18 protein-coding genes are annotated in these 25,508 nt (G+C 71.4%); 13 read left to right on the forward strand and 5 right to left on the reverse strand.

What is annotated here, in order from left to right; genetic code table 11:
• Positions 1-99: 99 nt before the first annotated feature.
• The 3 genes from H4J02_RS02930 to H4J02_RS02940 all read right to left on the reverse strand — a co-directional run bounded on the left by H4J02_RS02930 (position 100) and on the right by H4J02_RS02940 (position 2,302).
• The gene (locus H4J02_RS02930) at positions 100-939 is read right to left on the reverse strand and encodes a carbohydrate kinase family protein (RefSeq protein WP_262406191.1); all 840 of its coding nucleotides are present in this window, start codon (positions 937-939) and stop codon (positions 100-102) included.
• The gene (locus H4J02_RS02935; RefSeq protein ID WP_187675627.1) at positions 936-1,673 is read right to left on the reverse strand and encodes a FadR/GntR family transcriptional regulator; all 738 of its coding nucleotides are present in this window, start codon (positions 1,671-1,673) and stop codon (positions 936-938) included. Before H4J02_RS02935 ends, H4J02_RS02930 begins: the two co-directional genes overlap by 4 nt.
• Before the next feature lie 137 nt (positions 1,674-1,810).
• Positions 1,811-2,302, reverse strand: a complete 492-nt coding sequence (locus H4J02_RS02940; RefSeq protein ID WP_187675628.1) for a hypothetical protein — start codon at positions 2,300-2,302, stop codon at positions 1,811-1,813.
• Between the two features lie 117 nt (positions 2,303-2,419).
• On the opposite strand from H4J02_RS02940, the gene H4J02_RS02945 reads away from it, so the two are divergent.
• The 10 genes from H4J02_RS02945 (at position 2,420) to H4J02_RS02990 (ending at position 18,099) form a co-directional block, all read left to right on the forward strand.
• Complete coding sequence (locus H4J02_RS02945; protein WP_187675629.1) at positions 2,420-3,421, forward strand: LacI family DNA-binding transcriptional regulator; 1,002 nt, start codon at positions 2,420-2,422, stop codon at positions 3,419-3,421.
• Positions 3,422-3,563: 142 nt separating this feature from the next.
• Positions 3,564-4,409 carry a class II aldolase/adducin family protein gene (locus H4J02_RS02950; protein ID WP_222942206.1) on the forward strand — a complete coding sequence of 282 codons (846 nt, stop codon included), beginning with the start codon at positions 3,564-3,566 and terminating at the stop codon, positions 4,407-4,409.
• 5 nt (positions 4,410-4,414) lie between these two features.
• Positions 4,415-5,542 (forward strand): multiple monosaccharide ABC transporter substrate-binding protein, encoded by a 1,128-nt coding sequence (gene chvE / locus H4J02_RS02955; RefSeq protein WP_187675630.1) that lies wholly within the window; start codon positions 4,415-4,417, stop codon positions 5,540-5,542.
• 90 nt (positions 5,543-5,632) lie between these two features.
• On the forward strand, positions 5,633-7,162 hold the full coding sequence (gene mmsA / locus H4J02_RS02960; RefSeq protein WP_187675631.1) for a multiple monosaccharide ABC transporter ATP-binding protein: 1,530 nt from the start codon (positions 5,633-5,635) through the stop codon (positions 7,160-7,162).
• Between the two features lie 29 nt (positions 7,163-7,191).
• Positions 7,192-8,436 carry a multiple monosaccharide ABC transporter permease gene (mmsB, locus tag H4J02_RS02965; RefSeq protein ID WP_187675632.1) on the forward strand — a complete coding sequence of 415 codons (1,245 nt, stop codon included), beginning with the start codon at positions 7,192-7,194 and terminating at the stop codon, positions 8,434-8,436.
• A gap of 219 nt (positions 8,437-8,655) precedes the next feature.
• Positions 8,656-10,686: a glycosyl hydrolase family 28-related protein gene (locus tag H4J02_RS02970; RefSeq protein ID WP_187675633.1), complete on the forward strand. Its 2,031-nt coding sequence runs from the start codon at positions 8,656-8,658 to the stop codon at positions 10,684-10,686.
• A 15-nt stretch (positions 10,687-10,701) separates the two neighbouring features.
• Positions 10,702-11,676: a LacI family DNA-binding transcriptional regulator gene (locus H4J02_RS02975; RefSeq protein ID WP_262406192.1), complete on the forward strand. Its 975-nt coding sequence runs from the start codon at positions 10,702-10,704 to the stop codon at positions 11,674-11,676.
• Between the two features lie 101 nt (positions 11,677-11,777).
• On the forward strand, positions 11,778-13,094 hold the full coding sequence (locus H4J02_RS02980) for an MFS transporter (RefSeq protein WP_187675634.1): 1,317 nt from the start codon (positions 11,778-11,780) through the stop codon (positions 13,092-13,094).
• Positions 13,091-15,532 (forward strand): glycoside hydrolase family 3 protein, encoded by a 2,442-nt coding sequence (locus tag H4J02_RS02985; protein WP_187675635.1) that lies wholly within the window; start codon positions 13,091-13,093, stop codon positions 15,530-15,532. Before H4J02_RS02980 ends, H4J02_RS02985 begins: the two co-directional genes overlap by 4 nt.
• Positions 15,532-18,099, forward strand: coding sequence for a family 78 glycoside hydrolase catalytic domain (locus H4J02_RS02990; RefSeq protein ID WP_222942207.1), 2,568 nt, complete (start codon positions 15,532-15,534; stop codon positions 18,097-18,099). Before H4J02_RS02985 ends, H4J02_RS02990 begins: the two co-directional genes overlap by 1 nt.
• A 42-nt stretch (positions 18,100-18,141) precedes the next feature.
• Here the strand turns inward: H4J02_RS02990 and H4J02_RS02995 are convergent, their stop codons facing one another.
• Positions 18,142-19,584: a rhamnulokinase family protein gene (locus H4J02_RS02995; RefSeq protein WP_187675636.1), complete on the reverse strand. Its 1,443-nt coding sequence runs from the start codon at positions 19,582-19,584 to the stop codon at positions 18,142-18,144.
• A 6-nt stretch (positions 19,585-19,590) separates the two neighbouring features.
• The gene (locus H4J02_RS03000) at positions 19,591-21,630 is read right to left on the reverse strand and encodes a bifunctional aldolase/short-chain dehydrogenase (protein ID WP_187675637.1); all 2,040 of its coding nucleotides are present in this window, start codon (positions 21,628-21,630) and stop codon (positions 19,591-19,593) included.
• 260 nt (positions 21,631-21,890) lie between these two features.
• On the opposite strand from H4J02_RS03000, the gene H4J02_RS03005 reads away from it, so the two are divergent.
• From H4J02_RS03005 to H4J02_RS03015, 3 genes are read left to right on the forward strand one after another with little or no spacing between them, the layout of a single operon-like run.
• Entirely contained in the window at positions 21,891-23,429 is a 1,539-nt protein-coding gene (locus H4J02_RS03005; RefSeq protein ID WP_187675638.1) for a sugar ABC transporter ATP-binding protein, read from the forward strand.
• Positions 23,426-24,412, forward strand: coding sequence for an ABC transporter permease (locus H4J02_RS03010; RefSeq protein WP_397420148.1), 987 nt, complete (start codon positions 23,426-23,428; stop codon positions 24,410-24,412). Before H4J02_RS03005 ends, H4J02_RS03010 begins: the two co-directional genes overlap by 4 nt.
• Positions 24,409-25,464 carry an ABC transporter permease gene (locus H4J02_RS03015; RefSeq protein WP_187675639.1) on the forward strand — a complete coding sequence of 352 codons (1,056 nt, stop codon included), beginning with the start codon at positions 24,409-24,411 and terminating at the stop codon, positions 25,462-25,464. Before H4J02_RS03010 ends, H4J02_RS03015 begins: the two co-directional genes overlap by 4 nt.
• The last annotated feature ends 44 nt before the right edge of the window (positions 25,465-25,508 follow it).

Genomic DNA, 25,508 nt, shown 5'->3' on the forward strand with positions numbered 1-25,508 from the left:
GATGGGGGGGGGGGTGCTCGGCGCGCGCGCCAGGCTAGCAACGGGGTGTGGGAACGGCCTGGGAGTGGGGCCGGGCGGTGTCCCGGCCGGCGCGGCGCGTCAGTCGCCGAGCGACGGATGCAGGTGCCGCGTGGCGAGGGCCTGGACCGCCTGGCGCGCGCCCGCCTCGAGGCTCCGCCCGACATCCGCTCCCGACAGGTGCGCGTCGAGGAATCCCGCGAAGAACGCGTCGCCCGCGCCGTTCGTGTCGACGACGGTCGCGAGGGCCGCATCCGCCGACCAGCGCCGCCCGTCGGCGTCGAGCGCGATCGCGCCATCGGCCCCGAGCGTGCACACGGCGATGCGCGGGCCCGCGTCGATGCAGCGGGCGAGCAGCGCCCACGGGTCGTCCGTGCGGTCGGCGTTCATGAACACCGCCTCGGCCGCCTCGAGGAACGGGCGGTGGAACGCGCTCTCGCCGTCGTAGTCGTGCAGGTCGGTCCACACGGGGATGCCCGCCTCGCGCGCCGCGGGCAGCAGCTCGGCGCCGCGTGGCGCGAGGTCGACGACGGCGAGGTCGGCATCCGCGAGCGCGGCGGGATCGGATGCCTCGGGCGCGGGCTCGTCGGGCGTCGCGAGGTAGAGGGAGAGCCGCTCGCCCGCGGGCGTCATGAGGTTGAGGTGCTGCTCGCTGCGCGCCGCCGCGTGCAGCCGCGCTTCGACGCCGCCACGCACGAGGGCCTCGCGGATGCGCGCGCCCGCCTCGTCGGGGCCCACGAGCGCGTCGAGCACGACGTCGCGACCGAGCGCCGCGAGGTGCAGTGCCTTGCCCGCCGAGGTACCGCCGAGCGTGTCGAACCAGTCGCGCGCGAACTCCATGTGCGGCACGGGCTGGGGCAGCGCATCGAGCACGACCATGCGGTTCCAGGATGCGGGGCCGACGACGCGGATGCGGGTCACGCGGCCGCCTCGGCGCGCAGCAGCTGCGCCGCCGTGCGCATGTGCGATCGCATGGCCGCCGACGCGGCCTCGGGGTCGCCCGACGCGATCGCCGTGAGCACGGCGCGGTGCTCGTCGAGCGCGATGCCCGCGAGGCGGCGGGCCTCGGGGGTGCCGCCCGCGAGCGAGCGGAGCAGGCCGTGCGTGATGTCGAGCAGGTCTTGCAGGGTCGTGTTTCCCGTCGCGCGCGCGAGCTCGCGGTGGAACTCGCGGTCGGCGTCGATGAAGACGCCGAGGTCGTCGAGGTTCGCCGCCGCACGGTCGAGGTGCGGGGAGAGGCGTGCGGCGGTCGCCGCCGGGGCGCGCTCGGCCGCGAGCCACGCCGCGTGGATCTCGAGCGCGCTACGCAGCTCGACGAGCTCCTCGAGGTCGCGCTCGCCCACGAGCATGCTCCAGCGGATGCTCTCCGGCAGCACGGCGCTGCGCTGCGAGCGCAGGAAGGTGCCTGCGCCGGGACGCGTCTCGACGACGCCGAGGGTGTCGAGCGTCGCGAGGGCCTCGCGCACGGCAGACCGGCTCACGGCGAGCACCTCGGCGAGACGCCGCTCGGGAGGGAGGCGCGCGCCGGGCGCGATCGATCCGCTCGTGAAGAGCTCGAGCAGGCGCGACGTGACGGCCGACGCCCCGCTGCCGGGCGCCAGCGGAACGAGCGCATCGCAGATCAGATGCGCGTCGCTGCTCGGGTACGCCGGCATGACGTCACGGTAGCAACGTCGTGCGACAGCGGGGGAGCGCCCGTCCGGGGGTGGACGGATGGGTATCGCTGGGCTGGTTTCGACACGCGCCCTGCGGGCGCTACTCAACCAGCGGGCAGGGCGCCGGCGGTGCTCATTCAGCGGGAGGGCGGACGCGGCGCACGGAGGGAGCGGCCGCCGAGGAAGTCGAGCAGGGCGGCGGCGGTGTCCTCGAGCACGGGGCCGCGGCCGAAGCTCCAGTCGGCGTCCGTGGCCCGCAGGCTGTGGCCCGCGATGACGGCGCGGATCTCGGTGGGAGCGGATGCGGCCCTCCCGAGTGCGACGGCGCCCGCGGCTCGCGGGGGCACGGCGGCCGTCGCGCCGATGCGCGCGCACAGGTCGAGGTACGCGTAGACGGCTCGGTCGAGCTCCGCCAGCTTCGTCGGGCGCGGCGTGCCGTCGCGGCGGACGCGGGGCGCGGGGAGGGCGGCGTCGAACGCGTCGGCCGCCGCCGCATCCGGATGCTGCGCGAGCGCGGCGCTCGCCGCCTCCCGCACGGCCGCGAGCTCGGCGTCCCAGCCCGGCTGGACGCCCGACTCGTCGACACGGGGGCGCCCGAAGAGGGGCAGCTCGCGCCAGACGTCGGACATGGTGCGCCCAGCATAGGCCGACGCGGAATGTGACTGTCACATTTCTGGCGGGGCCTATGTCATCATGGCCGGACGGCAGCCGCATCCGACTGCCGCAGCACGCCCGAGGAAGCGCCCGTGACTCTCGACCCGGCCGGCGGCCGTCCGCCCAGCATCCGCGATGTCGCGCGGCTCGCCGGGGTGTCGCACCAGACCGTCTCGCGCGTGCTCAACAACCACCCGAGCATCCGCGACACGACGCGGCAGCGCGTGCTCGACGTCATGGCCGAGCTGCAGTACCGACCGAACCGAGCCGCCCGCGCGCTCGCCTCGAGCCGCTCGCGCACGATCGGCATCCTCTCGGCGATGAGCACCGACTACGGGCCCGCGTCGATCATGACGAGCGTCGAGGCGGCCGCGCGCTCGAACGGCTACTGGGTGAGCATCGCCAACATCGACCCGACGGTCGAGAACTCGATCGCCGACGCGCTCGACCAGCTGCGCGCGCAGGCCGTCGAGGGGATCGTCGTCGTCGCACCGCAGAAGCGCGTGTTCGAGGCGCTCGCGACGCTGCCGTTCGAGGTGCCCTACGTGGCGCTGCAGTCGGTCGGCGAGAACGGTCACGCTCTGTTCTTCGACCAGTACGCGGGCGCGCGCCTCGCGACGCGGCACCTGCTCGAGCTCGGCCACCGCGGTATCTACCACCTCACGGGTCCGCAGGACTGGATCGAGGCGGATGCGCGCATGCAGGGCTTCCTCGACGAGATGAACGCGTGGGACGCGCCCACGACGGCGCCCATCCTCGGCGACTGGTCCGCCGACTTCGGCTACTTCGCCGGACAGGAGCTGCTGCGCGTGCGCGATTTCACGGCGGTGTTCGCGTCGAACGACCAGATGGCACTCGGTCTGCTGCACGCCTTCCGCGACGGCGGCGTCGACGTGCCGGGCGAGGTGAGCATCGTGGGCTTCGACGACATCCCCGAGGCCGCGCACTTCTGGCCTCCGCTCACGACCGTGCGCCAGGACTTCGCCGAGCTCGGCAGCCGCGCCGTCGCGTTCCTGCTGGGGGAGCTCGACGAGACGCGCACGATCGAGCCGCAGCTCGTGGTGCGCTCGTCGACGGCTCCCGCGCACCGCTGAGGCCCCGCCGCGACCGCGCGGGCCCGTTACCCGGTCGAGACGCGCTCGACTTGACATCGCGCGCCGCACCGGACGTATAGTGCTCGATGTGACCGGTAACAGTGAACGGTCACATTATGGGACGAGGGAGTCGGGAGGCCCGGTGAACCGCTTCGAGCCGCGCATCGAGGTGGCCGTCGCGCGCGTTCGCGCCGAGGTCGCCCGACTGCACAAGCTGCTCGTGCGCGGGGGCCTCGCGACCTGGACGAGCGGCGTCGTCTCCGGCCGTGTGCCCGACTCCGAGCTCTTCGTCATCAAGCCCGGCGGCCTCGACCACTCCGAGCTCGCGCCCGACAACATGGTGCTCGTCGACCTCGACGGCAACGTCGTCGACGGCACCCCCGGAGCCGAGCACCCGCCCACGCGCGGCGTCACCGTGCACGCCGCCCTCTACCGGCACTCGGACGACATCGGCGGCGTCGTCCACACCCACTCGCCCTACGCCACCGCGTTCGCCCTTCGCGGCGAGTCCGTGCCTGCCGTCTCGACGACCGTCGCCGACGAGTTCGGCGGCCCCGTGCCGCTCCTGCCCTACACGGGCCCGGATGCCGAGGTCGCCCGCGAGGTCGCCGCGGTCCTCGACGCGCAGCCGAGCCGCGCCGTGCTGCTCGAGCGTCACGGCGCCTACGCCGTGGGGGAGCGGCCGCGCGACGCGGTCCGCGCCGCCGTGCTGCTCGAGGACGCCGCGCGCGCCGTGCAGCTCGCCCGCGCGACGGGCGCCGACATCCGCCCCCTCGACACGGGCGACATCGCCCGCATCCGCGACCGGCGCCTGCGCGTCGATGCGGAGCGCCGCGCCGCCGAGCGCGACGCCGAGCTCGCGACAGCGGGCTCCTACCCGACCTCCCGACCGGGCTCGACCCGGACAGGCGGCGAGACCGGTTCATGGACGACACCGGGATCGATCGGCTCCACCCCCGACAACGACGTCCGCACCAACACACAGTGAAAGGAATGACCGTGAAGACGAAGAAGTTCGCGCTCGCCGCCATCGCGGCCGGCTCCATGCTCGCGCTCGCCGCCTGCTCCCCCTCGGGCGGCGACGGCGGCTCGGGCGGCGGAGACGGCGGCCTCATCGGCGTCGCCATGCCCACCAAGAGCTCGGAGCGCTGGATCCAGGACGGCAACGCCGTCAAGGCCGCGCTCGAGGCCGAGGGCTACAGCGTCGACCTGCAGTACGCCGAGGACGACATCCCCACGCAGGTCGCCCAGGTCGAGAACATGATCACGAAGGGCGCCGAGGCGCTCATCATCGCGTCGATCGACGGCACCACCCTCACCGAGGTGCTCCAGAACGCGGCCGACGCCGACATCCCGGTCATCGCCTACGACCGCCTCATCAAGGGCACCGAGAACGTCGACTACTACGCCACCTTCGACAACTTCAAGGTCGGCCAGCAGCAGGCGTGGACCGTGCTCAACGGTCTCGGCCTGACCGACCTCGAGGGCAACCCCGCCGCGGACGCCCCCGCCGGTCCGTTCAACATCGAGCTCTTCGCGGGCTCGCTCGACGACAACAACGCGTTCTTCTTCTGGGACGGCGCGATGGACGTGCTGCAGCCGCTCATCGACGAGGGCACCCTCGTCGTGCAGTCGGGTCAGACCGACATCGAGCAGGCCGCGACGCTCCGCTGGGACGGCGAGACCGCCCAGAGTCGCATGGAGGACCTGCTGACCGCGTACTACTCGGACGGCACGCAGGTCGACGCCGTGCTGTCGCCCTACGACGGCATCTCGCGCGGCATCATCTCGGCCCTCACCGACGCCGGCTACTCGGTCGGCGACGAGTGGCCGATCATCTCCGGCCAGGACGCCGAGGTCGACTCGGTCAAGGCGATCCTCTCGGGTGAGCAGTACGCGACCATCTTCAAGGACACGCGTGAGCTCGCGAAGGTCGCGGCCGGCATGGCCGTCGCCCTTCTGAACGGCGAGGAGCCCGAGGTCAACGACACCGAGACGTACGACAACGACGTGAAGACGGTGCCCTCCTACCTCCTGGCCCCGGTGCAGGTCGTGAAGGACAACGTCGAGTCGGCGCTCGTCGACACCGGCTACTGGACGGCCGAGGAGCTCGGCCTCTAAGGAGCCCGGGCCTACTGGCAACCACCGATGGTGGGGGAGGATGAGAGTCCTCCCCCACCATCACCGGAATCGACGAGGAAGACGGCGATCGTGACAGACAACATCCTGGAGATGCGCGGCATCACCAAGACCTTCCCGGGCGTGAAGGCCCTCTCGAACGTGACCCTCCAGGTCGCGCGCGGAGAGATCCACGCCATCTGCGGCGAGAACGGCGCCGGCAAGTCGACCCTCATGAAGGTGCTGTCGGGTGTCTACCCGCACGGCAGCTACGACGGCGACATCGTCTTCGAAGGCGAGACGGTCGCGTTCCGCGGCCTCGGCGACTCCGAGGCGAAGGGCATCGTCATCATCCACCAGGAGCTCGCCCTGAGCCCCTACCTCTCGGTGGCCGAGAACATCTTCCTCAACAACGAGGTGAAGTCGCGCACCGGTCTCATCGACTGGAACCGCACGAACCACGAGGCGAAGAACCTCCTCACGCGCGTCGGCCTCAACGAGAACCCGACCACGCCCATCCGCCAGCTCGGTGTGGGCAAGCAGCAGCTCGTCGAGATCGCCAAGGCGCTCTCCAAGGACGTCAAGCTGCTCATCCTCGACGAGCCCACCGCGGCGCTCAACGACGAGGACTCCGACCACCTGCTCGACCTGATCCTCTCTCTCAAGGAGCAGGGCATCACGTCGATCATCATCAGCCACAAGCTCAACGAGATCCGCAAGATCGCCGACTCGGTCACCGTCATCCGCGACGGCAAGACGATCGAGACGATGCCGCGTCAGGAGATCTCCGAGGAGCGCATCATCAAGGACATGGTGGGCCGCGACCTCGAGCACCGCTACCCCGACCACACGCCGCACATCGGCGAGGAGCTGCTGCGCGTCGAGGACTGGACCGCCCACCACCCGCAGGACCCGACGCGCGTCGTCGTCGACAACGTCAGCATCAACGTGCGCGCGGGCGAGATCGTCGGCATCGCGGGGCTCATGGGCGCAGGGCGCACCGAGTTCGCCATGAGCCTCTTCGGCCACTCCTACGGCTCGCGGATCTCGGGGCGCGTCTTCCTGCGCGGCAAGGAGATCAAGACCCGCACGGTGTCGGAGGCGATCGAGAACGGCATCGCCTACGCGACCGAGGACCGCAAGACCTACGGGCTCAACCTCATCGAGGACATCAAGCGGAACATCTCGATGGCCTCGCTCAAGAAGCTCGAGAAGTACGGCCTCGTGCACGACAACGAGGAGTACAAGGTCGCCGACGACTTCCGGAAGTCGATGAACATCAAGGCGCCCAACGTGCTCGCCAAGACCGGGAAGCTCTCCGGCGGCAACCAGCAGAAGGTCGTGCTGTCGAAGTGGATCTACTCGGATCCCGAGGTGCTCATCCTCGACGAGCCCACGCGCGGCATCGACGTCGGCGCGAAGTACGAGATCTACACGATCATCAACCGGCTCGCGGCCGAGGGGAAGGGCATCATCGTCATCTCCTCGGAGCTGCCCGAGCTGCTCGGCATCTCCGACCGCGTCTACGCCCTCTCCGAGGGTCGCATCACGGGCGAGCTGCCCATCGAGGAGGCCACCCCCGAGGCCGTCCTGACCCTCATGACCCAGGAACGTCCCCGCTGACCTGCGGGCGAAGAGAAGGAACCGCACCCATGTCCAATGCTCAGACCCCGACCCCGACGGAGTCGCAGGCGGTCGGCGGGAACATCAACCCGGCTGAGAACAAGTTCACGTCGTGGCTCAGCCACGTGCTGGCCGACCTCGGCAAGAACGGCATCTTCATCGCGCTCATCGCGGTCGTCGTGCTGTTCTCGTTCACGACCAACGGCATCCTGCTGCGCCCGCAGAACATCTCGAACCTGATCGTGCAGAACGGCTACATCCTCGTGCTCGCGATCGGCATGGTGATGGTCATCGTCGCCGGGCACATCGACCTCTCGGTGGGATCGGTCGCGGCCTTCGTCGGCGCGTGCTCGGGCGTCTTCGCCGTGCACTGGGGCCTGCCGTGGTGGCTGTCGATCGTGCTGTCGCTCGCGATCGGCGCCCTCGTCGGCGCCTGGCAGGGCTTCTGGGTGGCCTTCGTCGGCATCCCGGCGTTCATCGTGACCTTGGCGGGCATGCTGATCTTCCGCGGCCTCGCGCTCGTCGTGCTCGGAAACCAGAACATCGGCTCGTTCCCGACCGAGTACCGCGCGCTCGGCAACGGCTTCCTCACGAACGTCTTCGGCGACTTCGAGGTCGACCCGCTGACGCTCGCGATCGGCGCCCTCGCGATCGTGCTGCTCGCGATCCAGCAGGTGCGCACGCGCCGCGGTCGCATCAAGTACGGCCAGGAGGTCGAGCCCGTCGTCTGGTTCGTCGCGAAGCTCGTGCTCGTGTCGGCGGCGATCGTCTTCTTCGCCTACGCCCTCGCGACGTACAAGGGCATCCCGGTGACCCTCATCGTGCTCGCGGCGCTCGTGCTCATCTACGGCATCGTCATGAACCGCACGGTGTTCGGCCGCCACATCTACGCGATCGGCGGCAACCGCCACGCGGCCGAGCTCTCGGGCATCAAGACGCGTCGGGTCGACTTCTGGCTGTTCGTCAACATGGGCGTGCTCGCCGCGCTCGCGGGCCTCATCTTCACCGCCCGTCTCAACCTCGCGGGCCCGAAGGCCGGCGACGGCTTCGAGCTCGAGGCCATCTCGGCGGCCTTCATCGGCGGTGCCGCAGTTCAGGGCGGCGTCGGCACGATCGGCGGCGCCATCATCGGCGGCCTCATCATCGGCGTGCTCAACAACGGCATGTCGATCATGGGCATCGGCATCGAGTGGCAGCAGGCCGTGAAGGGCCTCGTGCTGCTGCTCGCGGTCGCGTTCGACGTCTACAACAAGCGCCGCTCGGGCCGCGGCTGACGCGTCGCCGACGGGGCCTGTGGTGGTGTCCCGTCGGCGGCTTGCGCAAGGGATGCCGTCCTCCGTGCTGGGGGACGGCATCCCTTTGCGCGTTGTGCTGCAAGAAATGGACATTTTCCCGTCATTTCCCGTGTGAGCCTTGTCCTCGGCCTGAGGCCGCTCGTACAGTCGGGCCGATCGCACGCCGTCGTGCGACCCCCCGAGAGAAACGAGTCGACGATGACCCGAGCCCGGTCCCTCCTCGCCGCGACCCTCGCGGGCGCCCTCGCGACGAGCGTGCTCCTCGGCGGCGCGGCCACCGCATCCGCCGCTCCCGCCGCCCCCGCGGCCCCGAGCGCTGCGAAGGTCACGCGCGCGGCCCTCGACCCCGCGCTCGTCGCGGGGCGCGGCGCCGAGCTCGGCTTCCACGAGCAGGAGGCCGAGAACGTGCGCCACACGGGCACGGTCATCGGGCCCGACCGCACGGCCTACACGCTCGCGGCGGAGGCGTCGGGGCGCAGCGCCGTGCAGCTCGCGCGCGGGCAGTTCGTCGAGTTCACGCTGCCGGCCGCGGCGAACGCCATCACCGTGCGGTACAGCATCCCGGATGCTCCGGGCGGCGGCGGGATCACGGCTCCCCTGAGCGTCAAGGTCGGAGGCGGCCCGACCCGCACGATGACGCTCACCTCGCAGTACTCGTGGCTCTACAACCAGTACCCCTTCACGAACGACCCCAGCGCCGGCCTGCTGCACCCCGACTGGTGGATCACCGAGTGCGGCTGCGTGCCGGGCGAGGGCTACGCGGTGCAGACGCCCTTCCGGCCCATGCACTTCTACGACGAGCAGCGCATGCTGCTCGGGCTCACCTACCCCGCGGGCACCCGGGTGCGGCTGACGATGCCGGGGAACAGCGAGGCCGCGTGGACCGTCATCGACCTGCTCGACAGCCACAAGGTGGCGGCGCCGCACGTGCGGCTCAAGGCCGCCAACGTGCTGCTCTTCGGCGCCGACCCGACGGGGCGCCGGGACTCGGCGGCCGCGATCGAGAACGCCATCGCGTCCGCGAAGAAGCTCAAGCTGCCCGTCTACATCCCGCCGGGGGTGTACCAGGTGAACCGGCACATCGTCGTCGACGGCGTCACGATCGAGGGGGCCGGCAGCTGGTACACGACGATCCGGGGGAAGGAGGTCGCCCTCGCCGAGCAGGCGCCCGACGGCTCGTGGCACACGGGCGTCGGCTTCTACGGCAAGGACGCCGCGGCGGGCGGCAGCCGGAACGTGCACCTCTCGGGCTTCGCCATCCAGGGCGACGTGCGCGAGCGCATCGACACCGACCAGGTCAACGGCATCGGCGGCGCGCTCAGCGACTCGACGATCGACGACCTCTACATCCAGCACACGAAGGTCGGCATCTGGCTCGACGGACCCATGAGCAACGTCAAGATCACTGACACCGTGATCGTCGACCAGATCGCCGACGGCGTGAACTTCCACCGCGGGGTCACCGACTCGAGCGTCACGAACTCGTTCATTCGCAACACGGGCGACGACGCGCTCGCAATGTGGTCCGAGTCGACCTCGAACGCCCGGAACACCTTCGCGCGCAACACCGTGCAGACCCCGAGCCTCGCGAACGGCATCGCGGTTTACGGCGGCACCGACATCACGATCGTCGGCAACCTCGTGGCCGACCCCGTGCGCGAGGGCTCGGGCATCCACCTCGGCGCCCGCTTCGGGGCCGAGGCCTTCGCGGGGGTCATCGACATCGCCGACAACACGGTCGTGCGGGCGGGCACCTACGAGCTCAACTGGAACATCGGTCTCGGCGCGATCTGGATGATGGCGCTCGACCGCTCGATCGCGGCCGACATCCGAGTGCGCGGCGACCACATCCTCGACAGCACCTACAACGCGCTCATGCTCGTCTCCGACTGGCCCGTGAAGGATCTGTACTCGATCAGCGGCGTCGCGTTCTCCGACCTGCGGATCGACGGCACGGGCACCTCGGTGCTGAGTGCCCGGGCGGCCGGCTCGGCGAGCTTCCAGAACGTGGACGCGCGCAACGTCGGCGCGGTCGGGGTCAACAACTGCGGCAGCTTCAACTTCCCGCCGACGGGAAGCGAGTTCTCGATCGCCGACCTCGGCGGCAACGACGGCGGCGGCACCACGGGTCCCTGGCTCGCGGCCTGGGAGCTGCCGAACACGATCACGTGCGACGACCGCCCGCCCGTCGTCGCGCCGCCTGCCCCGTCGCCGTGGGTGCAGCCGTGATCTAGGGTGGCCCTCGTGGGCAAGCGGGTGACGGCGGCGGATGTGGCCCGCTCGCTCGGGCTGTCGCGCGCGACGGTCGGGTTCGTGCTCAACGACACCCCCGGCCAGACGATCTCGGAGGCGACGCGCGAGCGCGTGCTCGCGGAGGCGAAGCGGCTCGGCTACCGCCCCCACACGGCGGCCCGGGCGCTCGCGAGCGGACGCAGCCACATCGTGCTCGCGCTCCTGCCCGACTGGCCCATGGAGTACAGCATGCGCACGCACCTCGACGAGGCGGCGCTCGTGCTCGACCGGGCGGGCTACTCGCTCGTGACGATGACACCGCATCCGGGCGGCCAGGCCGTGCCGCTGTGGGAGAGCCTCGCGCCCGACGTCGTGTTCGCGCTCGCGCCCATCCCCGACGAGCAGTACGACGCCATCCGCGCGACGGGGGCGGCCACGATCATCCCGGGCCGCGACGAGGCCGTCGTCGCCGACGAGCTGCACTTCGCCGACGGTCCGCGCCTGCAGGTCGCCCACCTGCTCGAGCGCGGTCGCCGTCGCATCGCCTTCGCGGGCACGACGGATGCGCGCCTCGCCTCGCTCGTGGCCGAACGCCGTGCGCTCGCCGACGCGACGCACCGTGAGCTCGCGGGCGAGCCGCTCGCCGCATCCGCCGACCTCGACGAGACGGATGCCGCCGCGCGCGTCGCCGAGTGGGTCGCGGCGGGAGTCGACGGGGTCGTCGCGTACAACGACGACGTGGCGGCGCTCGTGCTCGGTGCGGCGCTGCGACAGGGGATCGCCGTGCCCGAGGAGCTCGCGATCGTGGGCCACGACGACTCGCCGATCGCGCGCCTGCTCGTGCCGGCGCTGTCGAGCGTGCGCGTCGACACGGCCGGGCTCGGGCGGTTCCTCGCCGACCTCGCCCTCAGCCGGGTGTCGGGCGCGGAGCCTCCCGGCGTGGGCCCCGAGGCGACGAGCGAGGTCGTGCGGCGTGAGACGAGCTGAGAGTCGCCGCGCGGCTGCCTTGCGCGGGGGCGGATGCTCGCTTACGCTGTGCTAGCGCGCGCTAGTTCTGGTGCGCGGGACAACCCGACAACGGAGTCGACATGACCATCGAGAGCCCGGTGCCCGCCGCGCCCACCCCCGCATCCGCCGCAACCGCATCCGCCGCCACCGCATCCGACGGGAGTAGGGCGCCCGAGCCGCAGAAGAAGGTCGGCGGGCTCTTCCTGACCCTCTACGGCCTGCTCAACTTCGGGCTGTACCTCACGGTCATGATGCCCGCGCTCTTCAGCCTCCCATACAAGATCGGCGTCATCGCGCCCGACGACAAGGTCGCCGTGCTCGCGATCGTCACGACGGTCGGCGCGATCGTCGGCGTCATCGCGGGGCCCGTCGCGGGGGTGCTGAGCGATCGCACGCGCACGCGCATCGGCCGCCGTCGCCCGTGGCTCATCGGCGGGCTCGCGACGCTCGCACTCGGCTCGTCGATCGTCGCCCTCGCCGACTCGGTGCCCGTGCTGCTGCTCGGCTGGGGTGTCGTGTCGCTCGCGGGCGCCGCCAACGCCGCGGCCATCGCGCCCGTCGTCGCGGAGCGCGTGCCCGAGGCGCAGCGCGGCACCGTCGGCGCGATCGTCGGCGTCGCGACCCAGCTCGGCGGCGTGCTCGGCTACTCGATCGGCGGCCTGCTCACACAGGACCTGCTGCTGCTCTTCCTCGTGCCCGTCGCCGCCTTCGCCGTGCTCGGCGTCGTCTTCATGCTCGCCGTCCGCGAGCCCATCATCGAGCTGCCGCGCACGACCGTCGCCGAGACGTTCCGCAGTCTCGTCTTCAACCCGCGCCGCTACCCCGACTTCTCGTTCCTCTGGATCGGCAAGCTGCTCATGCAGGTCGCGCTCGCGTTCCTCTCGACCTACCAGCTCTACTTCGTCATCGACCGGCTCGGCTTCACGGCCGAGGAGGCGGGCGGTCAGCTCGCGCTCGTCGGAGGCATCGGCATCCTCGTGACCATGACGTTCGCGGTCGTGTCGGGCATGCTCTCCGACAAGCTCAAGCGCCGCAAGGTGTTCATCTACACCGCCGCCGTGCTCTCGGCGGTCGGCCTCGGCCTCATGGCCTTCACCGACGGGTTCGGGATGTTCTTCGCGGCCGTGCTCTTCATCCTCGGCGCCGCGGGCATGTTCGGCTCGGTCGACGTCGCGATGGCGAGCGACCTCGTGCCGCAGCGCGACCAGGCGGGACGCTGGATGTCGATCTACAACCTCGCGGCGACCCTCTCGACCGCGCTCGCCCCGCTCGCGGGTGCCGCACTTCTCATGGCCGGCTCGGCCGACTCGACGAACTACACGGCGCTCTTCATCGGCGGCGCCGTGCTCGCCCTCGGCGTCGCCCTCTCGACCCGCTTCGTGAAGGGGGTGCGATGACCGCGGTCGCCGCGTCGACGATGGAGGAGCAGCTCGCAGCGCTCACGCTCGACGAGAAGCTCCTGCTGCTCGAGGGCCTCGAGTCGTGGCGCACGCATCCCGTGCCGCGCCTCGGCATCCGCTCCCTCTATCTGACGGATGGGCCGCACGGCGTGCGCAAGGTGCGGTCGGCGGCCGGCGGTTTCGGCATCGTCGACAACGAGCACTCGACGGCGTTCCCGACCTCGGCGACCCTCGCGAGCACGTGGAACCCGCAGCTCGCCGAGCGGATGGGCGCCGCGATCGGGGCGGAGAGCCGCGCGCTGGGCGTCGACGTGCTGCTCGCGCCCGGCGTCAACATCAAGCGCAGCCCGCTGTGCGGCCGCAACTTCGAGTACTTCTCCGAAGACCCGCTCGTCTCGGGCGTGTTCGGCAGCGCCGTCGTGCGCGGCGTGCAGTCGCAGGGCGTCGGCACCTCGGTCAAGCACTTCGCCGCCAACTCGAACGAGGACTACCGCTTCGTGGGCGACAGCGTCGTCGACGAGCGGGCCCTGCGCGAGATCTACCTGCGCGCCTTCGAGCGCGTCGTGAAGGAGACGCGACCCGAGACGGTCATGTGCGCCTACAACCAGGTGAACGGCACCTTCGCCTCCGAGAACCGCGAGCTGCTCACCGGCATCCTGCGCGAGGAGTGGGGCTTCGACGGCGTCGTCATGACCGACTGGGGCGCGACCCACGACCGCGTCGCGGGCGTGGCGGCCGGATGCGACCTCGACATGCCGGGATCCGTGCCGCACAACCGCGCGATGCTGCGTGAGGCCGTGCGCTCGGGTGCGCTGCCGCTCGACGTGCTCGACACCTCGGTGACGCGGATGCTCGAGCTCGTCGCGCGGCACCCCGAGCGCGAGGCGCTGACGTACGACGCCGAGGTGCACGCCAAGCTCGCACGCGACATCGCCGTCGAGGGGGCCGTGCTGCTCGCGAACGACGGCACGCTGCCGCTCGGGGCGGCATCCGGCTCCCTTCTCGTCGTGGGCGAGTTCTTCGAGCGGATGCGGTTCCAGGGCGCCGGCTCGTCGCTCATCAACCCGCCGAGCATCGTGAGCCCGCGCGACGCGTTCGACGCGCGCGGCGTCGAGTACCGCTACGAGCCGGGGTTCCGCTCGATGCGCGAGGAGCGGGATGCGGCCCTCGAGTCGGCGGCGCTCGACGCGGCGCGCTCTGCCGACACCGTGCTGTTCTTCGCCGGTCTGAGCGATCTCGAGGAGAGCGAGGGCTTCGACCGCACGCATCTCGGGCTCCACGACAGCCAGACCGCGCTGCTCGAGGCGCTGCTCGACCAGGGTGCGCGCGTCGTGCTCGTGCTGTTCGCGGGCGCACCCGTCGAGCTGCCGTCGACCGACCGGCTCGCGGCCGTGCTGCAGATGTACCTGCCCGGCATGCGCGGCGGGGATGCCGTGGCCGCGCTGCTGCTCGGCGAGGCGAACCCGAGCGGACGCCTCGCGGAGAGCTGGCCGCTGCGCGTGGAGGACACGAGCGCGTACGCCGACTACGACCGCGGCGAGATCGCGCGCTACGCGGAGTCGATCTACGTGGGCTACCGGTTCTACGACGCCGCGGGCACGCGGCTCGCATTCCCCTTCGGGCATGGGCTCTCGTACACCGCGTTCGAGTACCGGGATGCCGCGCTCGACGTCGACGGCGATCGGGTCGTCGTGCGCGTGACCGTCGCCAACACGGGTGCGCGCGACGGCGCCGAGGTCGTGCAGCTCTACGTGCGGAACGCCCCGAGCGCCGTGTTCAAGGCCGAGAAGGAGCTGCGCGCCTTCGCGAAGGTGCGCGTTCCCGCGGGCGGCGAGGCCGTCGCGCGCCTCGAGTTCGCGCTCGGCGACCTCGCCTACTGGGACGTCGAGCGTCACGACTGGGTGCTCGAGGACGGCGACTACGAGGTGCTCGTCGCGGCGTCGGCGGCCGACGTCCGGGTGCGGATGCCGCTCGCCGTGACGGGGCACGAGCGGTCGCGCTCGCCGTACCCGCCGGAGGTCGACCGTGACTACGCGACGCCGCCCGCCGGCATCCCGGACTCCTTCCCTGCCCTGCTCGGACGGCCCGTGCCGGAGGATCCGCGGCACGGACGGCTCCACCTGGAGCTGCGGCTGGGCGACGCGCGCGGCACCTTCCTCGGGCGGATCGTCTCGCGTGCGATCATCGGCGCGGTTGAGAAGCCGTATCGCGAAGCGCTCGCGCTTCCCGACTCGCTCGAGCGCGACATCCGCGTCAAGAACGCCTACTTCCTGTGGCGCATGATGCCGACCGCGTCGATGCGCTCGCTCGCGATGTCGTCGGGCGGCGCGTTCTCGTACAGCACGGCCGAGGGCTTCGCCCTGCTCGCGGCGGGGCACCCCATCCGGGCGATCCGGGCCTTCCGCCGGTACCGGCGGAAGGGAGAGGGCGCCTGATGCGCATCGCGTCGCTCACGCTCGACGGGCTCGCGTCGGGGCTCGTGACCGACGAGGCGCCGCGCATCGCGTTCGCGCTCGAGTCGGACGTGCCGGGGGAGGAGCTCGCGAGCGCGCGCATCAGCTCGGGAGACTGGAGCGCCGAGACGACCGACCAGCTCGGCACCGTCTACGGAGGCCCGCTCGAGCCCCGCAGCGAGTACACCGTGCACGTCGTCGCGACGGGCACGAGCGGTGAGACGGCCGAGGCGACCGCGACGTTCCGCACCGGACGCCTCGGCACGCCGTGGACGGCGCGTTGGATCACGGATGCCGCGTACCGCACCCCGAAGCACGCCTCGCCCGTGCCGATGGTGTTCCGCGCGCGGGTCGCGGCCCGGCCCGGCCTGCGCCGAGCTTGGATCGAGGCCACCGCGCTCGGCGTCTACGAGCTCGAGCTCGACGGGCGCAAGGTCGGCGACCGCTACTTCGCGCCGGGCTTCACCTCGTACCGCCACCAGCTGCAGTACCAGACGTACGACGTGACGGAGCTCGTCTCCTCCGACTCGACCCTCACCGCGACCGTCGCGGGCGGCTGGGCCGTCGGATCCTTCACCCACAAGCGCAAGAACCGCATCTACGCCGGCCGGCAGGCGCTCCTGCTCGAGCTGCACCTCGCCTACGACGACGGCACCGTGGAGACGATCGCGACGGGCCCCGACTGGCAGGTCAGCACCGACGGCCCCGTGCGCATGGCGGAGTGGTACGACGGCGAGACCGTCGACGCGACCGTGACGCCCGAGCAGCAGACGTGGCGGGCGGCGGCCCTCGCGGGTGAGCCCGCGGGGCGTCCGCGCATCCTCGCCGACTACGGCCAGCCCGTGCGGGTTCAGGAGGTGCTGCGACCCGTCGCGCAGACGGTGGCCGCGAGCGGCGAGCTCGTCTACGACTTCGGACAGAACTTCGCCGGGGTCGTGCGCGCACGCATCCGGGGCTCCCGTGGGCAGACGGTCGTGTTCCGGCACGCGGAGGTGACGGTCGACGGAGAGCTCTTCGTGAAGTCGCTGCGCACCGCGAAGGCGACCGCGGCGTATACGTGTGCCGAGGGGGAGCAGACATATTCCCCGCGCTTCACGTACATGGGCTTCCGCTACGTCGGCGTGACGGGCGTCGACGCCGCCGACCTCGAGCTCGAGGCGCTCGTGCTGCACTCCGACCTCGAGCAGACGGGCGACTTCGCGTGCTCCGACGAGCGCCTGAACCGGTTGCAGTCGGCGATCCGCTGGGGCGGGCGCTCGAACTTCGTCGACATCCCGACCGACTGCCCGCAGCGCGACGAGCGCGAGGGGTGGACGGGCGACTACGCCGTCTTCGCCTCGACCGCGTCGTACAACTTCGACATGGGGCGCTTCCTCGGCAAGTGGCTGCGCGACGTCACCGCCGAGCAGTCGCGCGGAGGCGGCATCCCCATGGTCGTGCCGCGCGCCGGCAACCCGTTCCCCGTCGTCGCGACCGCCGCGTGGGGCGACGTGTGCGTGCTCGCGCCGTGGGCCGAGTACCTCGCGCGCGGCGACCTCGGGATGCTGCGCCGTCAGTACCCGACGATGCGCCGCTTCCTCAAGGCGGCCGCGTGGTGGGCGAGCCTCTTCTCGGTGCGGCCCGACCGTCGCCGCATCTGGCGGTTCCTCTTCCACTTCGGCGACTGGACGGCGCCCGACACGGATGTGAAGGGCTGGCTCCGCCGCGGACGCTGGGTCGCGACCGCGTACCTCGCCAACTCGTACGGCATCGTGGCGCGCATCGCGGAGCTGCTCGGCGAGGACGCCGACGCCCGCCGTTTCCGCACCGAGCGCGAGCGCGTCATCCGGGCCTACCGCAACGTCTTCACCGATGGCGCGGGCACGCTCGGCACCGAGTTCCAGACGGGCTACGTGCTGCCGCTCGCCTTCGGCATGACCGAGGGCGCCGAGACCGAGCGCATGGCTGACAACCTCGTGCGGCTCATCCGCGACGCGGGCGGGCACCTGCAGACGGGCTTCACGGGCACGCCGTTCATCCTCTTCGCGCTCTCCGACAGCGGTCGGCTCGACGACGCCTACGAGCTGCTCATGCAGACCTCCTGCCCCTCGTGGCTCTACATGGTGGAGTCGGGCGGTACGACGATCTGGGAGCGATGGGACTCGCTTCGCCCCGACGGCACCGTCAACACGGCCGACCTGCAGACGGGCGAGGACACGGGCGGCGGCATGGTGTCGTTCAACCACTACGCCGCGGGCGCCGTGGGCGACTGGATGTACCGCCGCATCGCGGGGCTCGAGCCTCTCGACGGGGGTTACCGGCGGTTCCGCGTGCGGCCGCTGCCGGGCGGCGGGCTCACGTGGGCGCGGGGCAGCGTGCGCACGCCGTACGGGGTGGCGAGTTCGTCGTGGAGTCTCGACCGCGAGAAGTTCACCCTCCGAGTCGAGGTCCCCGCGTCGACCCGGTGCGAGGTCCACCTCCCCGACGGCACCCACCACGAGGTCGGCGCCGGCACGCACGAGTTCACGTGCGCTGACCGGTCGGTTTCTGGCCCCATTCCGGCGGTTTAGGGCCAGAAACCGACCAGTCAGCGATGGATGACGCGGGCCCCGTCAGGGGGCGTAGCGGGTGACGGGGAACGAGCGGGCGACGAGGGCGCGGAGATCCTCGAGCGACCCCGAGACTAGGCCGTGGGCGCGGGCCTGCACGAGCACGTTGCCGATCGCGGTCGCCTCGACGGGGCCCGCGACGACGGGCAGGCCCGTCGCCTCCGCCGTGAGTCGGCACAGCAGCTCGTTCTGCGAACCGCCGCCGACCAGATGCACGGTGCGGATGCGCACGCCCGAGAGCTCGGACGCCCTGCGGATCGTCTCGGCGTAGGCGCGCGCGAGGCTCACGAGGACCGAGCGCACGAGCTCCGGCCGCGACTGCGGCGCGCGCAGGCCGCGCTCGGCGAACCACGCCGCGATCCGCTCGGGCATGCCGCCCGGCGCGAGGAACAGAGGGTCGTCGGCGTCGAACACCGGCACCTCGCCCGTGACCTGCTCGGCGGCCGCGAGCAGCTCGGCGAGCTCGATGCGCTCGCCGGACTTCTCCCACTCGCGCACCGACTCCGACAGCAGCCACAGGCCCATGACGTTGTGCAGATAGCGCACGCGCCCGTCGACGCCGCCCTCGTTCGTGAAGCCCGCCAGCCGGCTCGCCTCGCTCACGACGGGCCGGTCGAGCTCGACGCCCACGAGCGACCACGTGCCGCACGAGATGTAGGCGACGTCGCGGTCGGTCGACGGCACCGCGACGACCGCGGAGGCGGTGTCGTGCGACCCGACCGCGGTGACCACCGCATCCGTCTTCCCCGTGCCGCGCAGCGCGCTCGGCAGCAGCGGGCCGAGCACCGTGCCGGGGTCGACGAGGGTGCGCGTGAGGTGGGCGGGGAGGTCGAGGCGCTCCATGAGGGCGGCGTCCCAGCGTCCGCTCGACACCTCGACGAGGCCCGTCGTCGACGCGTTCGTGCGCTCCGCGACCTGGCGGCCGGTGAGCCAGAAGGCGAGCAGGTCCGGGATCAGCAGGAAACTGTCGGCCCGCTCGAGAGCGCCCGCGAGCCGGTCGGCCGTGAGCTGGAAGAGCGTGTTGAACGGCAGGTGCTGCAGGCCGTTGCGCGCATACAGCTCGGATGCCGGCACGCGCTCGTGCACGACGTCGACGGCCGCGAGGTTGCGGTCGTCACGATAGGAGTACGGCTCGCCGAGCATCCGTCCGTCGCGCAGGAGCGCGTAGTCGACGGCCCACGAGTCGATGCCGATCGAGAGCAGGCCGGGGGAGCGGCGCACGCCCTCCGCGAGCCCCTCGACGACGTCGCGGTACAGCTCGGTGATCGACCAGTGCAGCCCGTCGGGCGTGCGCACGGGCGCGTTCGCGAAGCGGGCGACCTCCTCGAGACGCAGCGCGCCGTCGTCGAGGTGACCGAGGATGACGCGGCCGCTCGTCGCGCCGAGGTCGACCGCGGCGACGGTGCCGCGGGCGCCCGTGCCGCTCGCTCTCGTGCCGGATGCCATGCCCGCCTACCGCAGGAACGCCGCGGCGACACCCGCGTCGACCGGGATGTGCAGCCCCGTCGTGTGCGAGAAGTCGGGGCCCGTGATGGCGGCGACCGCGTTCGCGACGTTGTCGGGCAGCACCTCGCGCTTGAGGATCGTGCGCTGCGCGTAGAACTTGCCGAGGTCGTCCTCGGGGATGCCGTACGTCTTCGCGCGGTTCGCGCCCCATCCGGAGGCGAAGATGCCAGAGCCCCGCACGACGCCGTCGGGGTTGACCCCATTGACGCGCACGCCGTGCTCGCCGAGCTCGACCGCGAGGAGGCGCACCTGGTGGGCCTGGTCGGCCTTCGTCGCCGAGTAGGCGATGTTGTTGGGGCCCGCGAACACGGCGTTCTTCGACGCGATGTAGACGATGTCGCCGCCCATGCCCTGCTCGATGAGCACGCGCGCCGCAGCCTTCGCCACGAGGAACGAGCCCTTCGCCATGATGTCGTGCTGCAGGTCCCAATCCTTCTCGGTGGTCTCGAGCAGCGGCTTCGAGAGCGAGATGCCTGCGTTGTTGACGACGAGGTCGACGCCTCCGAAGGCGAGCACGGCATCCGCGATCGCCGCCTCGACCTGCTCGGCGTCGGTCACGTCGACCTGGACGCCGATCGCGACATCCGCGTTGCCGAGTTCGGCCGCGGCGGCCTGGGCCTTCGAGGCGTCGAGGTCGGCGATGACGACGCACGCGCCCTCCGCGGCGAGGCGGGTCGCGATGGCCTTGCCGATGCCGGATGCGGCGCCCGTCACGAAGGCGACGCGCGTCGCGTGCGACTTCGGCTTCGGCATGCGCTGCAGCTTCGCCTCCTCGAGCGCCCAGTACTCGATGCGGAACTTCTCGGCGTCGGAGATCGGGGTGTAGCGCGAGACGGCCTCCGCGCCGCGCATGACGTTGACGGCGTTGAGGTAGAACTCGCCGGCCACACGCGCGGTCTGCTTGTTGGCGCCGAAGCTGAACATGCCGACGCCCGGCACGAGCACGATCGCCGGGTCGGCGCCGCGCATGGCGGGGGAGTCAGCATCCGCGTGGGCCTCGTAGTAGGCGGTGTAGTCGGCGCGGTAGGCCTCGTGCAGCTCCTTCAGACGCGCGATCGCGTCGTCGACGGATGCGGCGGCCGGCAGGTCGAGCAGCAGCGGCTTGACCTTCGTGCGCAGGAAGTGGTCGGGGCAGCTCGTGCCGAGGGCGGCGAGCGCCGGAGCCTTCTCGGATGCGAGGAACTCGAGCACGCGCGGGTCGTCGGTGAAGTGGCCGACCATGGGCTTGTCGTGGCTCGCGAGGCCCCGGATGGTCGGGAACAGGGCGGCGGCCTTCGCGCGACGCTCGGCCTCGGGGAGGGCGGCGTTCGCGGGCACGTGCGCGCCGAACGGGGCGGCGTCGCCGTGCTCGTCGAGGTAGGCCTGCGCGGTGTCGATGATCCAGCGGCTGTTGGTCTCGGCCTCGTCGCTCGTGTCGCCCCACGCCGTGATGCCGTGACCGCCGAGGATGCAGCCGATCGCCTGCGGGTTGTCGCGCTTGATGGCGGCGATGTCGAGGCCGAGCTGGAACCCGGGGCGGCGCCACGGCACCCACACGACCTTGTCGCCGAAGGCCTTCGCCGTGAGCGCCTCGCCGTCGGCCGCCGTCGCGAAGGCGATGCCCGCATCCGGGTGCAGGTGGTCGACGTGCGGGGCGTCGACGAGGCCGTGCATGGCGGTGTCGATCGAGGGGGCGGCGCCGCCCTTGCCGTGCAGGCAGTAGTCGAAGGCCGCGACCATCTCGTCTTCGCGGTCGACGCCGGGGTAGACGTCGACGAGCGAGCGGACCCGGTCGAGACGCAGCACGGCGAGGCCCGCCTCGGTGAGGGTGCCGAGGTCGCCGCCGGAGCCCTTCACCCAGAGCAGCTCGACCTCCTCGCCCGTGACGGGGTCGATCGCCGTGCCCTTCGCGGAGGTGTTGCCGCCCGCGTAGTTGGTGATCTTCGGGTCGGAGCCGAGGCGGTTGCTGCGCGCGATGAGCTGCTCGACGGGTGACGTCTCTGTCATGGGAGGGGTCCTCTGTATCAGCGTCGTGAATCGTTTCAAACGATAGTCGCCGCCGTCTGTGCACGCAAGGCGCGGCTGGAGCCGCGCCCGGGCGGCGGGGAAGCGACTCCCGCCGTGAGGTCATGGCTCCGGCCGTGCCACGGACTCTTGACGCGGCGCGGCGGCGGACCTATGGTGTCTGAACACCGGCTGAAACGATTCAGGTCGTGTTCAGTGAAACGTTGCAGCCGACGCGATCACCCCACCCGGAAGAGACGACGATGTCCGACATCCCCGACGCCGACGCGGCCGCGCCCGACATGGTCCCCGTGCTCGAGCTCAGCCGCATCGCCAAGGCGTTCGGCGCCGTCGTGGCGCTCACCAACGGCACCCTGCGCCTCGAGCGCGGCAGCATCCACGCCCTCGTCGGCGAGAACGGCGCCGGCAAGTCGACGCTCGTCAAGATCGTCGCGGGCCTCTACCAGCGCGACGCGGGCGAGTTCCTGCTCGACGGCGAGAGCGTCGACTTCACCTCGACCGCGCAGGCGAAGGACGCGGGCATCGCCGTCATCTATCAGGAGCCGACGCTCTTCCCCGACCTCTCGGTCACCGAGAACCTCTTCATGGGCCGTCAGCCGCGCGGCGCCCTCGGCGTCATCGATCGCAAGGCGATGCGCGCGGAGGCGCTCTCGCTGTTCGAGCGGCTCGGCGTGCGCATCGACCCCGACCGCCCCACCCTCGGCCTCTCGATCGCCGACCAGCAGATCATCGAGATCGCGAAGGCCATCTCCTTCGACGCCAAGGTGCTCATCATGGACGAGCCCACCGCGGCGCTCTCGGGCGTCGAGGTCGAGCGGCTCTTCGCGGTCGCTCGGGGCCTCCGCGACGAGGGCCGCGCCATCCTCTTCATCTCGCACCGCTTCGAAGAGGTCTTCGCGCTGTGCGACACCGTCACGGTCATGCGCGACGGCGCCTACATCGCGACGAGCCCCATCGGAGAGACGACGGTCGCCGAGATCGTGCGGCAGATGGTGGGGCGCGACGTCACGACGCTCTTCCCCAAGCTGGAGGCGCACATCGGCGACGTCGTGCTCGAGGTCGAGGGGCTCACGCAGCCGGGCGTCTTCGCCGACGTGAGCTTCGTCGCGCGTGCGGGCGAGATCGTCGCGCTCGCGGGGCTCGTCGGCGCGGGCCGCAGCGAGATCGCGCGCGCCGTCTTCGGCGTCGACCCCTACGCATCCGGCACCGTCAGGGTCGACGGCAGGCCGCTCCCCAAGCGCTCGCCCTCCGCCGCCATGCAGGCGGGCATCGCCCTCGTGCCGGAGGACCGCCGCCAGCAGGGCCTCGTGCTCGAGTCGAGCGTCGCGCGCAACGCGACCCTCGCCATCCGCCGGGCCCTCGCGCGCCTCGGGCTCATCACGAGCGGCGCCGAGAACGCGAGCGCGCGCATCTGGGCGAGCCGCCTCGAGGTGAAGACCGCCGCGCTCGACACCGAGGTCGGCACGCTGTCGGGCGGTAACCAGCAGAAGGTCGTGCTCGCGAAGTGGCTCGCGACGAACCCCCGCGTGCTCATCGTCGACGAGCCGACGCGCGGCATCGACGTCGGCACGAAGGCCGAGGTGCACCGGCTGCTGTCCGAGCTCGCCGGGCAGGGCCTCGCGATCGTCATGATCTCGTCCGAGCTGCCCGAGGTGCTCGGCATGGCCGACCGCGTGCTCGTCGTGCACGAGGGCCGCATCACGGCCGACATCCCGCGAGCGGATGCGACGGCCGAGTCGGTCATGTTCGCCGCGACCCATGCAGAGGGGGAGGCCGCGTGACCCGCCTGCGCCACCTGCTCACCGCGCGTGAGACCGGCATCGCCCTCGCGCTCGTGCTCGTCGTCGTCGCGACGACCGTCAAGAACCCGTCGTTCCTCTTCTCGGCCGACGGCTTCCGCGACCTGCTGCTGACGCCGTCGATCCTCATGCTCGTCGCGGTCGGCCAGGCGATCGTCATCATCACGCGCAACGTCGACCTCTCGGTGGGCTCGGTCGTGGGCCTCACCGCTTACCTCACGGGCCGCGTGTTCATCGACCTGCCGGGCGTGCCGTGGCCGCTCGTGTTCCTCATCGGGCCGCTCTTCGGCGCGCTCCTGGGGCTCGTCAACGGCGCGCTCGTCGCGTTCGCGAAGGTGCCAGCGCTCGTCATCACGCTCGGAACGCTCTACGCCTACCGCGGCATCAACGTCATGTGGACGGGCTCCGACCGCATCAACTCGTCCGACATGCCGCGCGAGTTCCTCGCCCTCGGCACGAGCTCGCTGCTCGGCATCCCGTACCTCACGATCATCGCGCTCGTCGTGCTCGCCATCGCCGGATGGTTCATGTACACCCAGCGCCAAGGCCGCGAGCTCTACGCGATCGGCTCCGACCCCGCGGCCGCGCACCTCTACGGCCTCAAGGTCACCCAGCGCGTGCTCGCCGCGTTCGTCGTCGCGGGCGCGCTCGCGGGCCTCGCGGGCGTGCTCTACGCCGCGCGCTACGGCACGGTCAGCTCGCAGGCCGGTTCCGGATGGGAGCTGGATGCCGTGGGCGCCGCCGTCATCGGAGGCGTCGCGATCTTCGGCGGCTCCGGCACCGTGTGGGGCGCCGCGATCGGCGCCTACCTGCTGCTCACCATCAACCGCGCCCTCCCCGTCATCGGGGTGCAGGACTTCTGGCAGCGCGCCGTCGTGGGCGTGCTCATCCTCGGGGCGATCGTGCTCGACCGCGTGCTCGCCGTGAGAGCGAGCCGCCGGCTCACGGAGGCGAGGGACCGATGACCGCCGACATCCAGCACGCGCCCGTGACGCGCAGCTACCGCGACTACGCGCATCCGCTCTGGCGTCGCCTGCTGTTCACGCGCGAGGCCGCGATCATCGCGCTGCTCGTGATCGTCTACGTCGTCGCGGCGCTCACGGTGCGCAACTTCGCCGCGCCCATCACGATCACCTACCTGCTGCTCGACGTCGCGACGATCCTGCTCATCGCGCTGCCGATGACGCTCGTGATCATCACGGGCGAGATCGACCTCTCGGTCGCGAGCGTCGTGGGGCTCTCGAGCGTCACGCTCGGAACCCTGCACCAGGCGGGGCTGCCGATCGAGGCCGCGGGCCTCGTGGCGATCCTCGTGGGGGCGCTCGCGGGGGCGATCAACGGGTTCTTCATCACGGTCGTCGGGCTGCCGTCGCTCGCCGTGACGATCGGCACGCTCGCCCTCTTCCGCGGCCTCGCCGTGGGCCTGCTCGGCACGACTGCGGTGACCGACTTCACGGAGTTCTGGACCGACCTCGCGAAGTCGAAGATCCCCGGCACGCCCATCCCGAGCGTCATGATCGTGTTCGTCGTGCTCGCGATCGCGTTCGCGGTGCTCCTGCACTTCACGCCCTTCGGGCGCGGCGTCTACGCGATCGGGCTCTCGAGCGAGGCAGCGCGCTTCTCGGGGGTGCGCGTCGAGCGCACCAAGTTCATCCTCTTCGTGCTGAGCGGCACCGTCGCGGCGCTCGCCGGCGTCTACTACACGCTGCGTTTCGGCAGCGCGCGCGGCGACAACGCGACGGGCCTCGAGCTGAGCGTCATCGCGGCCGTGCTGCTGGGCGGCGTGTCGATCTTCGGCGGCCGGGGCAACATCCCGGGCGTCATCGCGGGCGTGCTGCTCATCGGCATCATCGGCAGCGCCCTGCGGCTCGCGAACGTCACGAGCGACGTCATCAACATCATCACCGGCGCGCTGCTCGTCGCCTCGGTGGTGTCCACGAGCGTCCTGGCCTGGGTCCACCGCAAGCGGATCGGGGCGGGCATCAAGAAGGGGCCCCCGGCGCCTGCGCAGGACTGAGGACCCCCCGACGTCGATGCAATCACATCGGCACCAAGAAAGAG

Origin of the sequence: Protaetiibacter sp. SSC-01, from assembly GCF_014483895.1 — a bacterium.
GTDB lineage: Bacteria > Actinomycetota > Actinomycetes > Actinomycetales > Microbacteriaceae > Homoserinibacter.

Excerpts from the sequence above, each read along its gene's own strand:
- H4J02_RS02935 (WP_187675627.1), bottom strand. The coding sequence starts at position 1,673 with ATGCCGGCGTACCCGAGCAGCGACGCGCATCTGATCTGCGATGCGCTC.
- H4J02_RS02940 (WP_187675628.1), bottom strand. The coding sequence starts at position 2,302 with ATGTCCGACGTCTGGCGCGAGCTGCCCCTCTTCGGGCGCCCCCGTGTC.
- chvE (WP_187675630.1), top strand. The coding sequence starts at position 4,415 with ATGACCGTGAAGACGAAGAAGTTCGCGCTCGCCGCCATCGCGGCCGGC.
- mmsB (WP_187675632.1), top strand. The coding sequence starts at position 7,192 with ATGTCCAATGCTCAGACCCCGACCCCGACGGAGTCGCAGGCGGTCGGC.
- H4J02_RS02970 (WP_187675633.1), top strand. The coding sequence starts at position 8,656 with ATGACCCGAGCCCGGTCCCTCCTCGCCGCGACCCTCGCGGGCGCCCTC.
- H4J02_RS02980 (WP_187675634.1), top strand. The coding sequence starts at position 11,778 with ATGACCATCGAGAGCCCGGTGCCCGCCGCGCCCACCCCCGCATCCGCC.
- H4J02_RS02985 (WP_187675635.1), top strand. The coding sequence starts at position 13,091 with ATGACCGCGGTCGCCGCGTCGACGATGGAGGAGCAGCTCGCAGCGCTC.
- H4J02_RS02990 (WP_222942207.1), top strand. The coding sequence starts at position 15,532 with ATGCGCATCGCGTCGCTCACGCTCGACGGGCTCGCGTCGGGGCTCGTG.
- H4J02_RS02995 (WP_187675636.1), bottom strand. The coding sequence starts at position 19,584 with ATGGCATCCGGCACGAGAGCGAGCGGCACGGGCGCCCGCGGCACCGTC.
- H4J02_RS03000 (WP_187675637.1), bottom strand. The coding sequence starts at position 21,630 with ATGACAGAGACGTCACCCGTCGAGCAGCTCATCGCGCGCAGCAACCGC.
- H4J02_RS03005 (WP_187675638.1), top strand. The coding sequence starts at position 21,891 with ATGTCCGACATCCCCGACGCCGACGCGGCCGCGCCCGACATGGTCCCC.
- H4J02_RS03015 (WP_187675639.1), top strand. The coding sequence starts at position 24,409 with ATGACCGCCGACATCCAGCACGCGCCCGTGACGCGCAGCTACCGCGAC.